The organism is Alphaproteobacteria bacterium, from assembly GCA_024244705.1.
Classification (GTDB): Bacteria; Pseudomonadota; Alphaproteobacteria; order JAAEOK01; family JAAEOK01; genus JAAEOK01.
The window spans coordinates 19,236-33,414 of the sequence record JAAEOK010000119.1 but is presented as its reverse complement, the minus strand read 5'-3'; the positions used below and the strand labels follow the sequence as shown (position 1 = coordinate 33,414).

General features: G+C 60.0%; 11 protein-coding genes. 5 read left to right on the top strand and 6 right to left on the bottom strand.

Annotated elements, in window-relative coordinates:
- Window positions 1-18 precede the first annotated feature (18 nt).
- The 6 genes from shc to hpnC form a co-directional block, all read right to left on the bottom strand.
- A complete protein-coding gene (shc, locus tag GY791_21550) occupies window positions 19-1,986 on the bottom strand; it encodes a squalene--hopene cyclase (protein MCP4330978.1) in 1,968 nt (655 codons plus the stop codon).
- Window positions 1,987-2,091: 105 nt separating this feature from the next.
- Window positions 2,092-3,348 (bottom strand): NAD(P)-binding protein, encoded by a 1,257-nt coding sequence (locus GY791_21545; protein MCP4330977.1) that lies wholly within the window; start codon window positions 3,346-3,348, stop codon window positions 2,092-2,094.
- Window positions 3,349-3,362: 14 nt separating this feature from the next.
- Complete coding sequence (gene hpnD, locus GY791_21540) at window positions 3,363-4,244, bottom strand: presqualene diphosphate synthase HpnD (GenBank protein ID MCP4330976.1); 882 nt, start codon at window positions 4,242-4,244, stop codon at window positions 3,363-3,365.
- A gap of 136 nt (window positions 4,245-4,380) precedes the next feature.
- Window positions 4,381-5,556: a glycosyltransferase gene (locus tag GY791_21535; protein ID MCP4330975.1), complete on the bottom strand. Its 1,176-nt coding sequence runs from the start codon at window positions 5,554-5,556 to the stop codon at window positions 4,381-4,383.
- Window positions 5,557-5,665: 109 nt separating this feature from the next.
- Window positions 5,666-7,579 (bottom strand): 1-deoxy-D-xylulose-5-phosphate synthase, encoded by a 1,914-nt coding sequence (dxs, locus tag GY791_21530; protein MCP4330974.1) that lies wholly within the window; start codon window positions 7,577-7,579, stop codon window positions 5,666-5,668.
- 428 nt (window positions 7,580-8,007) lie between these two features.
- Window positions 8,008-8,895, bottom strand: a complete 888-nt coding sequence (gene hpnC / locus GY791_21525; GenBank protein MCP4330973.1) for a squalene synthase HpnC — start codon at window positions 8,893-8,895, stop codon at window positions 8,008-8,010.
- A gap of 145 nt (window positions 8,896-9,040) precedes the next feature.
- Between hpnC and queA the strand changes: the two genes are divergently transcribed.
- From queA to GY791_21500, 5 genes are all read left to right on the top strand, one after another.
- Window positions 9,041-10,120: a tRNA preQ1(34) S-adenosylmethionine ribosyltransferase-isomerase QueA gene (gene queA / locus GY791_21520; protein MCP4330972.1), complete on the top strand. Its 1,080-nt coding sequence runs from the start codon at window positions 9,041-9,043 to the stop codon at window positions 10,118-10,120.
- A complete protein-coding gene (gene tgt, locus GY791_21515; protein ID MCP4330971.1) occupies window positions 10,117-11,241 on the top strand; it encodes a tRNA guanosine(34) transglycosylase Tgt in 1,125 nt (374 codons plus the stop codon). The genes queA and tgt overlap by 4 nt, the downstream gene beginning before the upstream one ends.
- 78 nt (window positions 11,242-11,319) lie before the next feature.
- The gene (gene queF / locus GY791_21510; GenBank protein MCP4330970.1) at window positions 11,320-11,784 is read left to right on the top strand and encodes an NADPH-dependent 7-cyano-7-deazaguanine reductase QueF; all 465 of its coding nucleotides are present in this window, start codon (window positions 11,320-11,322) and stop codon (window positions 11,782-11,784) included.
- Complete coding sequence (gene queG, locus GY791_21505) at window positions 11,702-12,949, top strand: tRNA epoxyqueuosine(34) reductase QueG (GenBank protein MCP4330969.1); 1,248 nt, start codon at window positions 11,702-11,704, stop codon at window positions 12,947-12,949. Before queF ends, queG begins: the two co-directional genes overlap by 83 nt.
- Before the next feature lie 199 nt (window positions 12,950-13,148).
- Window positions 13,149-14,123, top strand: coding sequence for a cyclase family protein (locus tag GY791_21500; GenBank protein ID MCP4330968.1), 975 nt, complete (start codon window positions 13,149-13,151; stop codon window positions 14,121-14,123).
- Window positions 14,124-14,179 lie beyond the last annotated feature (56 nt).

Sequence of the window (14,179 nt, the reverse complement as noted above, 5' to 3'; positions counted from 1 at the left end):
GAGGCGGACGGTAGGTTGCTACATGCCGTAGGCGACCGACTTATCGTTCGCCCGGCGAAGGTTGCGATAACGGGCCAACGCCCACAGTGGGAAGTACGCGCTGTAGCCATGGTAGCGGAGATAGAACACCCGCGGGAATCCGACCGCGGTGTACCATTGCTCGTCCCACTTGGTGCCTTGTCGGGGTGCCGTCATGAGGAAATCGACGCCGCGTTTTACCGTCTCGCTATCGACTTCACCCATTGCCATCAGCGCCATCAGCGCCCAGGCGGTCTGCGACGGCGTGCTCTCCTTGCAATCCCCTCGCCGATCTGCCCAATAGGTGGCGCCGTCCTCGCCCCAGCCGCCGTCCTCGCCCTGTTGGCCGCGCAGCCAGGCGATCGTCTTTTGAAGATAGGGCTGGTTGGGGTCCTCGCCGATCGCGTTCAAGGCGCAAAGAACAGACCAGGTCCCATAAACGTAGTTGGTGCCCCATCTGCCGAACCATGATCCATCCTCTTCCTGTTCGCGTATCAGGAAGTCGACCGCCTTGGCCACGGCGGGATGGTCGCGTGTATAGCCGAGCTGCGCCAGCATGCCCAAGCAGCGTGCCGTCACATCGGAGGTCGGCGGATCGAGAAGCGCCCCGTGGTCGGCAAACGGAATAGAATTGAGCTTGTAGTGTTCGTTATCTGCATCGAACGCGCCCCAGCCCCCATTTGCAGACTGCATGCCGAGCACCCATTCGGCAGCGCGGTCGATCGATTCCTTGTAGCGATCGGGGTCGGCACGGTGCAGCGCGAGCGCCACCACAGCCGAGTCATCGACATCAGGGTAGTGATCATTCCAATACTGAAACGCCCAGCCGCCCGGTCGCAGATCGGGGCGCTGCGCGGCCCAGTCGCCAACCACATCCAGTATTTGACGATCTCTGAGCCAATCGAGCGCGCGTCCGGTGGCGTCGCCGCGTCCACTGTCGCCCGCCTCCAACATTGCATGGGCGGCGAGGGAGGTGTCCCAAATCGGCGACACACAAGGTTGGCAATAGGCGCGGTCTTCGAATTCAACGAGCAGATTCTTGATCGATTTCTTCGCAATGATGAGGTCTGGGTGATCCTTGGGATAGCCGAGGGCATCAAGGGCCATGACGCTGTTGGCCATCGCCGGGTAGATGGCGCCGAGGCCATCCTCGCCGTTGAGGCGTTCGGCGAAGAAATCCACTGCCTTCTGGATTGCTCTTTTTCTTGGCCCCTTCGGGAAATGCGGCTCGACTTTCTGCAATGCACGATCGAGCAGCAGGAAGAACTCGCCGACCCAGGCGCCGGTCGGATTGAGGTTCCAGGTCTTCTCCTCTGCGGGCGGCGTGACGAACAACTCTTGAATGTGAATGCCGCGCGGGTTTCGAGCCTTGGGTTTGAGCGCGGTGAGCACGAGCAACGGGGCGATCACCGCTCGTGACCAATATGAGACCTTATCGAGGTGGAACGGGAACCAGCTCGGCAGGTGCATGATTTCCACCGGCATCACCGGCGTGCCGCACCACGGGATCTGATCGAACAGGGCGAGGGCAAAGCGCGTGAAGACATTGGCGCGTGCGGCCCCGCCCCGTGCCAGCACGGCTTCCCGGGCCCGCCGCATATGCGGGGCGTCGATGTCATCGCCGATAAGCTTGAGTGCGTAGTAGGCCTTCACGGTCGCGCTGATATTGAAGTCACCGCCATAGAACAAGGGCCACCCGCCGTGCTCGCCTTGGCCGTCGCGCAGGTAGACCGCAATCTTGTGCTCGAGCGCATCGTCGATTTCGTCGAGATAGTGCTCAAGCATGACGTATTCGGATGGAATCGTCGCATCCGCCTCAAGCTCATAGAGCCAATGTCCATCCGAAGCTTGGATATCATGGAATGCCGATCGAACCTCGGCGACAGTCCGGTCGACCGAATCCAGATCGTCCGCAGGGCGGCGCATTGCTTCATAGGCCGCTGCGCTTTGCATCGCCAACGCTGTCATCCCTGATAATAGGTCATAATTGTCCCCATCGGCGCCTTCAGTCGCCAATGACCCCTTCACGATCATCCTATGTGCCTATATTTGGCCGCAAAATCAAGGATTTCATCAAGTTTTTGCGATCACCGCCACGGCTGCGGCATTGCCGCTGCGGATGGCGCCCTCGATGGTTGCCGGCAACCCAGTATTTGTCCAGTCGCCGGCGAGAAACACGTTGCTCAGCGCGGTAACCGGCCCCGGCCGGCGACCGATGTTCGACGGCGTCTGGGCGAAAGTTGCGCGCTTTTCCTTGACGATCCGATAGGGCGGAATTGCCATGTCCACCAGGTCGAGCGCGCGGGTGACATCATTCCAAAGGCGCGTGGCCAGACTTTCACCATCCAAATCAATGACATGCTCGGCAGCGCTTACGGTGACAGAGACAACGCGATCCCGTACAAAAAGCCATTCAGCGGTGCCGCCGATGATGCCGAGGAAGGGAATGTCGTTGAGCGACAGCGCGTCGTCTTCCAGGTGAAAATGAGCATTGGCAATGGAGCGGCTCCCGACCGGCACAGTCAGGTCAGGAAGCAGAGAGGCCGCGACCGAGGGTGTAACGGCAAGAATGACGCTATCGCCGCCGGTAACTTCGATGTCTTCTTTCGAAAACCTCAGAGTGCCGAGCCGATTCTCCGTTTTCTCGACCTCGCGGAGGCGGGCATTGAAATGAACGGCCCGTCCGCGAGATTTGAGCGCCGAAACCGCAGGCCTCGCAAAGCTATTGGACAGCCCGGTTCGAGCGATGCAGGCTCGGCAAGCCTGTTCGCCGCGACCGAAGGTCTCCTTAAGTACGGGCCATAGCAGGGACGCCGCCGCCTCGTCCGCGCGCGCGTTCAGGATGGCAACCGTCAGCGGTTCCCAAAATCGCCGGAATGAGGGTTGTTGCGGATCGAAAACCTCGGCAACGGTCTCATTTTCGTCGACACTTCGTAATCGCAAGGCGCGGAAATAATCGGCCGCGGTCGTATTCGGCACGCGCATGCGCGGCGACAACACCCACCATGGAAGGCGGCCCCGGTTGGGGCGGATGGTCCATCTCGCGTCGTCGGCGAAGTCCACGAAGGGAAACGCCGCGCGTTCACTCGCGAAGAGGGTCCCGCGACTACCGACCTCGTCGAGGAAGTCCATCGCGGCATGATTGCCGCTGAGCAGCAGGTGGTTGCCGTTGTCGATTTCAATGCCGAGTACGTCATCGTGGTAGGACCGGCAGCGCCCGCCGGCGTGCCCCGCCGCCTCATAGACCGTGACGTCATGGCCGTGACGAGACAACCGGGTTGCGGCTGCAAGTCCGGCCAAACCGGCACCAATGATGTGGACCCTGGTCATCGATCAGCAGCCCGCTAAAGCAATCCGTACCGCAATCCAATCCACAACTTCTCCGGCCCGGACAGGGACCCTCGGTAACTCAGGTCTCGCCAGCCGCCGGCCATGAGTTTTTCGAGATAACGATGGTAAATCTCCTTCATGACGATCGCCGGCCGCATGGGTTGGCGGGCGCATTTTGCTAAAGCCGCATCGGCCTCGTCGAATCTTCGATCGGCGACGTCGGCCAAATCCCGACAGACATCGGGCAAACTAGGGTGGGATAGGACCGTACGCGGGTCCCGCGACCCAATCCCGTGTTTCAGCAAGAGCTCGGACGGCAGATACAGGCGATCCCGTTCCGCGTCCTCGAGGGGGTCTCTTAGGATATTCGTAAGTTGCAGTGCCTGACCGAGCGCGAATGCAACGTCTACGGCCTCGGGTTCAGTCGCGCCAAAGGCCTTAACCGACAACCGTCCGACGGCGCAGGCGACGCGATCGCAGTAATATTCCAACTCGGCCATGGTGGGGGCGCATACCGTTCGGGTTGCGTCCATTTCCATGCCTTCGATCAATGCCAGAAAATCGGCCTTTTCGAGATTGTAGTCGGAAAGCGGTCCGGCCAGAGCGCGTGAGATTGGGAATCTGGGTTGGCCCTCGTAGAGCCGGTCAATCTCATCACGCCATGCGTTCAACCGGGTAATCTTGTCGGCCGTGGGCGCCTCCTCGTCGGCGATATCGTCGATCTCCCGGCAGAACGCGTAAATGGCGAACATGGCATCGCGCCGCCTTTCGGTGAGCAATCGCATGGCCCAAAAGAATGACGTCCCCGACGCCTTGGTGATGCGGCGGACATGCTCTAGCGCCTCTCGATCAGGTGCGGTGCCGGCGGGTCTATTACCGGTGGAGTCGGATATCATGCGAGATGTTGTTGGTGGATTCGAGATAGGGTCCGCTTATTACTTCGCCGTCTCCAAAAACGCCAGCCCGCAGATGTGGGGGGCCGGGCCAAATATCGGAACCCCGGATACGGCCGCGTGAGGGTGGGGCGGTGCATCAAAAACCTTCGATATTGGTGTAGGTCCGGCCCTTCCAGGCCCCACCACGCCCCTCCCAGTGGCGCTTCGCAGAATCAATCGTCATCGCGGTGTATAGCAGGGCCACGAAGGGCAGAACGAGGCCATAGATAAACGGCAGCCGATATAGCTTGAGGGTCGGTGCATAGGTCATGATCATGATCGCCCACGCGATGACGCCGAACGCGATAGCTTGACCGGCGCCGAACATCAATCCAAGGACTATCGTCACCACCGGGCCGAGGTAGGTGACGATCAGTCCGAAAACCGTCCCAACCAAATAGAGGGGAGAGTAACGAAGCTGGGTATACGCGGTCCGGGCGACCATGTCCCAGATTTCGCCAATGCCGTCATAGGGACGGATGCTGCGTGAGTCTTCGGCCAATCCAATCCAAATGGTACCGGTCGCCTTGATCGCCGCCGCGAGCGTGCAATCATCGATCAACGCCGAGCGAATGCTCTGGATGCCGCCCACCCGCTCCAAAGCAGGTCGGCGTACCAGCATGCAGCCGCCGGCGGCTGCCGCAACTTTGCGCCCGCGCTGGTTGGCCTCGGGAAACGGGTATAACTGCTGGAAGAAATATACGAAGGCGGGAATCAAAAATCGCTCAATGCCATTCTTGCAATGCAAAAGTACCATCAACGACACCAGGTCATGACGTTCGAGCACGGCCTTCGAAGTCAGGCGGCGAAGGGCCAGTCGGTCGTGGGCGATATCGGCATCCGTGAGCAGGAAATATTCGACGCCGGACAGGTTTTGTGATGCCCAGGTCACGCCCTGATCAAGCGCCCACAATTTGCCCGACCAACCTTGCGGAAGAGATGCGCCTTCGATCATGGCAAATCGGTCGGGGGCGGCCATTTCGTCGGCTGCGCGCTGCGCGACTTCGGCCGTCCCGTCGGTGCTCCGGTCATCGACGACAACGACATTGAACTTCCCCGGATAGTCCTGGTTCAGAAGCGAGCGGACCGTTTCGCCAATGACATCGGCCTCGTCTCGTGCCGGTATGATTGCGGCCACCGCCGGCCATTGATCGAGCTCAGGTGGGTTTTGCGGTAAGCGTTGATCGGCGCGCCAGTAGCGCCCGTGAAAAAGCGCCAGATAAAGCCAGATCAGCAAGGAAAAAGCAGCAATCGCCGTCAGGCCTTCTGGCATAACGCTCCTGTCCTCGCTGGTTTGAGAGCAATGGTCCGGAGTTGGTCCCGCTCACAGCAGCAGACGGTCAGCCCCGAACAACCATCGACGACGTTTGACAGAACGACATTCAGGCTCGCACGGCCTTGATTTCCGATTGCCGGCCGAGCGCCGCCAGCGCGGTCTCGACAATATTTGGTGCTTTGAGCCCCGCTTCCTCGTACATGCCTTCGGGCGAGCCGTGGTCGATGAAATAGTCCGGCAGAATCATGGGTCGGATCTTCAGACCCCGATCCAACATGCCAGCCGTGCTGAGGAATTGGAGCACATGAGAGGCGAACCCGCCGATCGCACCCTCTTCGATGGTCACGATGATCTCGTGCTCCTTTGCCAACCGAATTATCAAGTCGGTGTCGAGGGGCTTGGCGAACCTGGCGTCGGCAACCGTCGTGCTGAATCCGCGCACCGACAGCTCATCGGCTGCTTCCAGGCACTCCTTAAGGCGGGCGCCCAAGGAAAGCAGAGCAATTGTGGTCCCCTCACGGAGAATTCGGCCTTTACCAATCTCCAGCGGAACGCCTTGGTCCGGCATCTCCACGCCGATGCCCTCGCCACGCGGGTAGCGAAACGCGGAGGGGCGGTCGTCGATCGCCGCCGCGGTCGCCACCATGTGTACCAACTCCGCCTCGTCGCCCGCGGCCATGACCACGAATCCAGGCAGGCATCCGAGATAAGCAATATCGAACGAGCCGGCGTGGGTCGGGCCGTCCGCGCCGACCAGGCCGGCGCGGTCGATGGCGAAACGGACCGGGAGCGACTGTATGGCGACGTCGTGAACGACCTGGTCATACCCTCGCTGGAGAAAGGTCGAATAGATCGCGGCAAATGGCTTCATTCCCTCGGTCGCCAGTCCGGCCGCAAATGTCACCGCGTGTTGCTCGGCAATGCCGACATCGAAACATCGGTCGGGATAGGCCTGGGCGAACAGGTCCAGTCCGGTTCCCGAAGGCATGGCCGCATTTATGGCGACGATCCGTTCGTCTTTCTCCGCCTCCTTGATGAGCGCGTTCGCAAAGACCTTCGTATAATTCGGCGCATTGGGCGCGGGTTTCTTTTGTTGCCCCGTTTCGACGTCAAACTTAGCGACCGCATGACCCTTATCGGCCGATTTTTCCGCCGGCTCGTATCCCTTGCCTTTGTGGGTCACGATATGGAGTAGAATTGGACCCTCGTCAGCATCACGGATGTTTTTCAGGATCGGCACCAAGTGATCCATGTTGTGCCCATCGATCGGGCCAACATAATAGAAGCCCATTTCCTCAAAGAGCGTTCCGCCGGTTACCATTCCGCGCGCATATTCTTCGGCGCGTCGCGCCGCCGTCTCGAGCGCCTTGGGAAATTTCTTGGCGACCTCCTTGCCGATGTGGCGGAGGGATTGGTACGACTTCGACGAGATCAGGCGCGACAGATAGGCGCTCATTGCCCCGACCGGCGGTGCAATGGACATGTCGTTGTCGTTCAGAACGACCAACAACCGGGACTGCAAAGCGCCGGCGTTGTTCATCGCCTCATAGGCCATGCCGGCACTCAGAGCGCCATCACCGATCACCGAGATTATGTTGTTGTCGCCGCCCAACAGATCTCGCGCGACGGCCATGCCGAGGCCGGATGATATGGAGGTCGAGCTGTGCGCGGCACCAAACGGGTCATATTCGCTTTCCAAACGCTTGGTGAAGCCCGAGAGGCCCCCGTGTTGGCGTATGGTGCGGATGCGATCCCGCCGCCCGGTGAGAATCTTGTGTGGATAGGCCTGGTGACCGACGTCCCAAATGACTCGGTCGTCCGGCGTGTTGAATACGTAGTGAAGCGCCACGGTCAATTCGACGACACCAAGCCCGGCGCCGAAATGGCCGCCCGTTACGGAAACGGCATCGATCATTTCATAGCGCAACTCGTCGGCTAACTGGCGCAGGTCGGACTCGGGTAACTCCCTCATGTCGGCCGGGACGCAAACCCGGTCGAGTAGTGGCGTTCTGCTAGACACTGTCAACAAACCCCCTGAGTTTGTTCGCTATCCAATGCATCACGGTCGATGATGCTAGGAAAAAATTATTATCTCGCGAATAATGAATACACCATACACTTTGAGCGTTTTCAAATACAAAACCAGCCTAACAGTAGATGACACTTCAACAAATCGGTAGGCGAAATCCGGGCCACGCTCGTATCGGCATTGGCGGCTTTGGGGTCGCCCTATACTCTCGGTTGTTGGGATTTGAGAACCGATGATTTCATGATCGGCTAAGAAAACCGCTATTTTTCTTACCGAGACTGGAGGTCGCCACATCCAGCCCTGGCATGGACGGGATCCCGCTGATTCCTACCGATCACGACCAGGCACGGAGTGCTACCGCCTGATACACACCACTCGCGAGGCAGGCGGCGCATGAAATGTCAAGTATCAATTCTGCGTCATAAACCTTCACCATGTCTCTTTGACCGGTCGGCGCGGTTTAGCAATGCCCGTGCGATTCCCATGGCGACGCACCACAGAAAGTGCGGTTTGGAAAGCTCGACCCTCCGAGCCAATGGGTCCTGACGATGGAGGCGATCGATCAGTGTGTCGGCCAACCTCACGATAGCCGAAGATTCGTAGGCTAAACGCCGGTTGCGCAGCACGCCCGGCAGCCGCCTGGCGTCGGTCATGAGGCGTTCGGTGTAGGTGAGGCATCGTTCTATGGTCTGCCGCACGCCGGCATTGGACTGCGTGCCGCCCAGGTCCGCGACCGTTGCTCCGGCTTCTATTAGCCACGGCTCCGGCAAATAGACCCGATCGAGGTTCCGATAGTCATCCTGGCAATCCTGGAGATGGTTGATGACCTGAAGGGCATTGCAGAGGGCGTCGGAGTAGCGGTAGTGGTCCCGCGATTCTCCGTGCAAGTCGAGCAGGTATCTTCCGACCGGCGACGCCGAATTGTTGCAATATCCCATAAGGTCATCCCAGTCCCGATAGCGCAGCTTCACGGCATCCTGCTTGAACGCGACGATGAGGTCGCGGCAATGCGCGATCGGGACATTGGTCTCGGCGCAGCTCATTCGTATCGCATAGGCTTTCGCAAAGGCGGGTTCGTCATCAATTTCTCCGATCAGCGCCTTGTCGAAACCGTCGAGCCGGGCCACTTTGTCCTCAGGCGCGAGATCGGGGTTGTCCGCGATGTCATCGATCGCTCGCGCGAAGGCATAATACTTCGCGACATGCGGTCGAAGGCGCGCCGGCAGAAGCATGGAGCCAACCGGGAAATTCTCGTCTCCCGCGCCCTTTCCCGAGGGTGTTTCGACACGAATTGGTTGCGCGCTCATTCTTTTCCGGCCCTGACAATAGTCGCGCCCTTATAGACCAAGCGACGGTTCAGATTCCACGCGCATCATAATGTTTGGTTGGTGCAATTTATTGCGAGAAAGAGCTAGTTTTCCGCACCGGGTCAAATCGAGCAACGCGACGCCCATGCCAACATCGAACACCAGACGGCTCGACCGTGATCCGCCGGCGACCGCCGCCTCGCTGGAATCCTATGATTTCGAGTTGCCGCCCAATCTGATCGCGGAGCGACCCGCGGATCCACGCGACAGTGCGCGACTGCTTGTGGTTGGGCCGCGAATTCAGGATTCGGCAGTCCATTCGTTGCCCGATCTTCTGCGTCCCGATGACGTACTGGTGTTCAACGACACACGTGTTATTCCGGCGCAGCTGACCGGCCTTCGTGGGCGAACGCGGATCCATTTGACGCTTCATGCCGCCGATGGATCGGATCAATGGCGCGCCTTCGCGCGGCCGGCGAAAAAGTTGCGCGTTGGAGACCGGATCGACTTTGGCACGGATTTTTTCGCCGACGTTGTTTCCAAGGATGAAGGTGGAGAGGTCGCAGTGCGCTTCGCGAACGATCCAGGCCATTTCCGGGCACAATTGGATGTGTACGGGCGCATGCCGCTGCCGCCTTACATAAAACGCCCTGCAGATGAGCGGGACCTTCGCGATTATCAGACTATCTACGCCAAGCACGAGGGCGCGGTGGCGGCTCCGACCGCGGGACTGCACTTTACGACGCGGCTTTTGGACGCCGTCGCCGGCACAGGGGCGACAATGGTAAACCTGACCTTGCATGTCGGGGCCGGCACCTTTCTTCCGATCAGGGTCAAGGACATTCGGGCCCATCGGATGCATGCGGAGCGTGGGCATGTCTCGGCGAACGCGGCGGATAAGATCAATCGCGTGCGCGACGCCGGCGGGCGGATCGTGGCGGTCGGCACCACCAGTCTCCGTTTGCTCGAATCGGCTGCCGACGAACAAGGCCGGATCCAACCGTTCGACGACTGGACCAACATCTTCATTTGTCCCGGTTATCGCTTCCGAACCGCGGACCTCCTGCTGACCAATTTTCATCTGCCCAAATCGACACTTTTCATACTCGTGTCGGCGTTTGCCGGGTTGGAGCGCATGCAGGCGGCCTATGCCCATGCCATCGAATCGCGGTACCGCTTCTTCTCCTTCGGCGATGCGTGTTTGTTGCACCGGGCGATAATGTGATCGCCTTTGGCTTCGATATATCGGCGCGCGATGGCGAAGCCCGCCGCGGTCGGCTGGTAACCGCCCATGGTTCGGTCGAGACCCCGGCATTCATGCCGGTCGGAACTGCTGCGACGGTCAAGGCGATGCGGCCGGAGGCGGTGCGTGAAACAGGCGCCGAGATCATACTCGGAAACACCTACCACCTCATGATTCGACCGACGGCGGAACGGATCGAGCGGCTCGGGGGCCTACACCGGTTTATGAACTGGAGTGGCCCGATCTTGACCGATTCGGGAGGGTTCCAAGTCATGTCGTTGGCCAAGTTGCGGAAAATCGATGAAGATGGTGCCACCTTTCAGTCGCATATCGATGGCACCCGGTACGTGCTGTCGCCGGAGAAATCCATCGCGATCCAGCACCTGCTTGGCGCCGACATCACGATGGCGCTGGACGAGTGCACGCCCTGGCCGGTGGACGAGGAGACCGCGGCCCAATCCATGCGCTTGTCCATGCGCTGGGCAGAACGGTCGAAGGCCGCATTTCGCCCCCGTCCCGGTTACGGATTGTTTGGGATTGTGCAGGGGAGCATCTACCCGAGGCTGCGCGCGGAATCCGCGCAATCCCTATCCACCACGGGATTCGACGGGTATGCAATCGGTGGCCTTGCGGTCGGAGAGGGTCAGGAACGTATGTTCGCTACGTTGGAGGAAACCATCTCTCATCTGCCCGGCGACCGTCCGCGCTACTTGATGGGTGTCGGCAAGCCCGAAGATATCGTCGGAGCCGTCCTACGCGGGGTCGATATGTTCGATTGCGTCTTGCCGACACGTTCCGGCCGCAATGCCCAGGCCTTTACGCGTCGCGGACAGGTCAATCTTCGCAACGCTCGACACAAGGATGACCCGCGCCCGCTCGATGAGGCGTGCCTTTGTCCGGCCTGCGCGAATTATTCGCGCGCATACCTTCACCATCTTTCAAAATCAGAGGAAATATTGGGGGCGATGCTCTTGACCTGGCATAATCTCCAGTATTATCAGTATCTTATGCATCAGCTCCGTGATGCCATAGAGACCGAACGGGTCGGTGATTACGCGGCGGCCTTTGCCGTCGAGCAAAATAGCGGGGATATCCCGGCCTGATGAACGGATGCCGACCGAGCCTGAAATACAGCAAGCCGGAAAATCCCCGAGTTACCGGATTTTAGCTTGACCGACAATATGGAGACCAGATTGCAGGATGACCTGACACTCTTGGGCCGCGAGGCCGAAATGCCCGCCTCGCCTGACGCCGCGGTAATCGAATCCGTCTCGAATCCGCAACCTGGCGAAGTTTACCTGGTGCGATTGACCTGCCCCGAGTTTACCTGTCTGTGCCCGATAACCGGGCAGCCCGATTTCGCCCATCTTGTGATCGAATACGTGCCGGGCGATCGTCTGGTCGAAAGCAAGTCATTGAAGCTTTTTCTCGGCGCTTATCGAAATCATGGCGCATTTCACGAGGCCACGACGATCGGCATCGCGAAACGTTTGGTACGTGAAATTGAGCCCAAGTGGTTGAGGATTGGCGGTTATTGGTATCCGCGCGGTGGAATACCGATCGATGTCTTCTATCAAACCGGAGTTCCCCCCGCCGGCCTCTGGCTACCGGAGCAGGGCGTCGCACCATATCGTGGCCGCGGGTAGTCGATTGACGAGCCGAAAAGAGGCGATACGAAACAGAGCCAGCGAAATGGGGTTCGATGCGGTGGGCTTTACGCGCGCCGACATCGAAGAAGGGCCGGGAGATCGGCTGACGGAATACCTCCGACTTGGTCTTCACGGCGACATGGCTTGGATGGCCGAAACCGAGGAGCGACGACGCCACCCACGCGCATTGTGGGCCGATGCACGATCGATCATCGTTGTCGGGCAGAATTATGGGCCGCGCACCGATCCTCTCAAAACGCTGGAGCGCTGGGATCGCGGTAATATTTCCGTCTATGCGCGGGGACGCGACTACCATGATGTCCTCAAGACGCGGCTGAAGAAATTGGCGCGGTGGCTCGTCGAAACTCATTCGTGCGAAGTCAAGGTTTTCGTGGATACCGCGCCGGTCATGGAAAAGCCCCTGGCGGCCTTGGCCGGGGTCGGGTGGCAGGGCAAACACACCAACATCGTTTCGCGCGATCTGGGATCCTGGCTGTTTCTCGGCTCCGTATTTACCGACCTCGACTTAGAGAGCGAGTCCGGTCATGCCGATCATTGCGGGTCGTGCCGGCGCTGCCTCGATATTTGCCCGACGGACGCTTTTCCTGCGCCCTACCGACTCGATGCACGGCGCTGTATTTCCTACCTCACGATCGAGCATAAGGGCCACATACCGGCCGAATTCAGGTCCGCGATGGGAAATCGAATCTATGGCTGTGATGATTGCCTGGCCGTCTGTCCGTGGAACAAATTTGCCCGGCGCGCCCGGGAGAACGCCTATTTCGCCCGGGCCGAATTGACCGCGCCGAGGCTGGTGCACCTATTGTCTCTAGATGAACCCGCCTTTCGCGACTTCTTTGCCGGGTCGGCGATCAAGAGGACCGGGCGCAATCGTATCCTGCGCAATGTCCTGATCGCGGCGGGGAACAGCGGCAGACCTGATCTCGTGGGCCATGTCCGGCCGCATCTCTCGGATCCGTCGCCGCTCGTACGCGCGATGGCCGTGTGGGCGCTTTCCAGACTATTGGCAGGGCGGGATTTCGAGTTGCTGCGCGCATCGCAGGCGCCCAGAGAGACCGATGCGGAGGTTGGGGCAGAATGGTCGATGGCATCGGAACGCGGCCATCGGATTTCGACAACATCCGATAGCAGTTGTATGTAATTGCATATAAAGCTGCGAGTGCTATGGTTTTCCGCTTCGGCATCGCGAAGAACGAAACAAGCGATTCAGGGAGGTCTTCATGAAGATAGCAATATCAACCCTTGCGGCAGCGGCCCTCGTGGCCCTCTGCGCGGGACCGTCGGTGGCCCAGAACGCCGATCAGAAAATGGTCGTCGATCAGTCGAAGGCGCTTGTCCCGATGCCGCCCTGGCCGGCCGGCGATGAACGCGGCATGGCCAACACCTTGGGTGCAGGAACTTGGTTGCGGTGCGGCTACCATTTGGGCCAGCCCGACGCCAAGGTCTACGAGGTGTCCCATGAGCGGTCGAACACGATGCCGATGTCGCCCTTTGGCACGCCACTCAAATACGACTTTCGACCGACCGTCGGCATTCCCGGCTCGTTGCATGCCTTCAACGGCGAGCATGTCGTGTCCGGCGAGCCCGGCGCCCAAGGCACCCAAATGGACGCGCTCGGCCATTTCGCGGTCCTCGGCGAGGCCTGGGACGGAGAAAGCGAATTCCCTTCCGCCGGCGCCCAATACTACAGCGGATTTTCTCAGGATCAGGTCAAGCCTTCGGCCGAGTCGCCGCTTTTGCACTTGGGAATCGAGAAGGTGCCGCCGATCGTGACGACGGCGGTCCTGCTCGACGCGAAAGCGCATCTCGGCGGCGGCGAGCCGATGAAGCCGGGTGAGACCATCACCGCAGCCGATATCGACGCGATGCTCAAGGCGCAGGGCCTAGATTCGCGGGGTATTCTGCCAGGCGATGTCGTCTACATCTATACAGGTTGGGGCGACAACTGGAACGATCCGGATCAAGAGAAGTTCTATTATGCCATGGGCCCGGGCTTGGCATATGACGGCGCCAAGTATCTCGAAGATCATGCGGTCGTTCTGGTCGCGCTCGACAACCCCTTCACCGATCCGGTGGCCGACGGCATGTTGATGGGCAAGGCACCGCCGGCCGAGGGCACACCCCCCGGATTGCCGTTTGCAATCCACCATCACAATCTTACCCAATCGGGCATCCACAACATTCAGAACGCGAACCTTGGCGCCTTGGCCGCGGACAAGGTCTGGACCTCGTGCACGATTATCTTGCCGCTGCGTTCGCGCGGCGGGTCCGGTTCTCCGGTCCGACCGGTGGCGATCGGCGTGCCCCAAGGCTGACGAGCCGGTTCTTGGATAGCGGCGCTCCATCGAATCCCGTGGGGCGCCGCAATTCC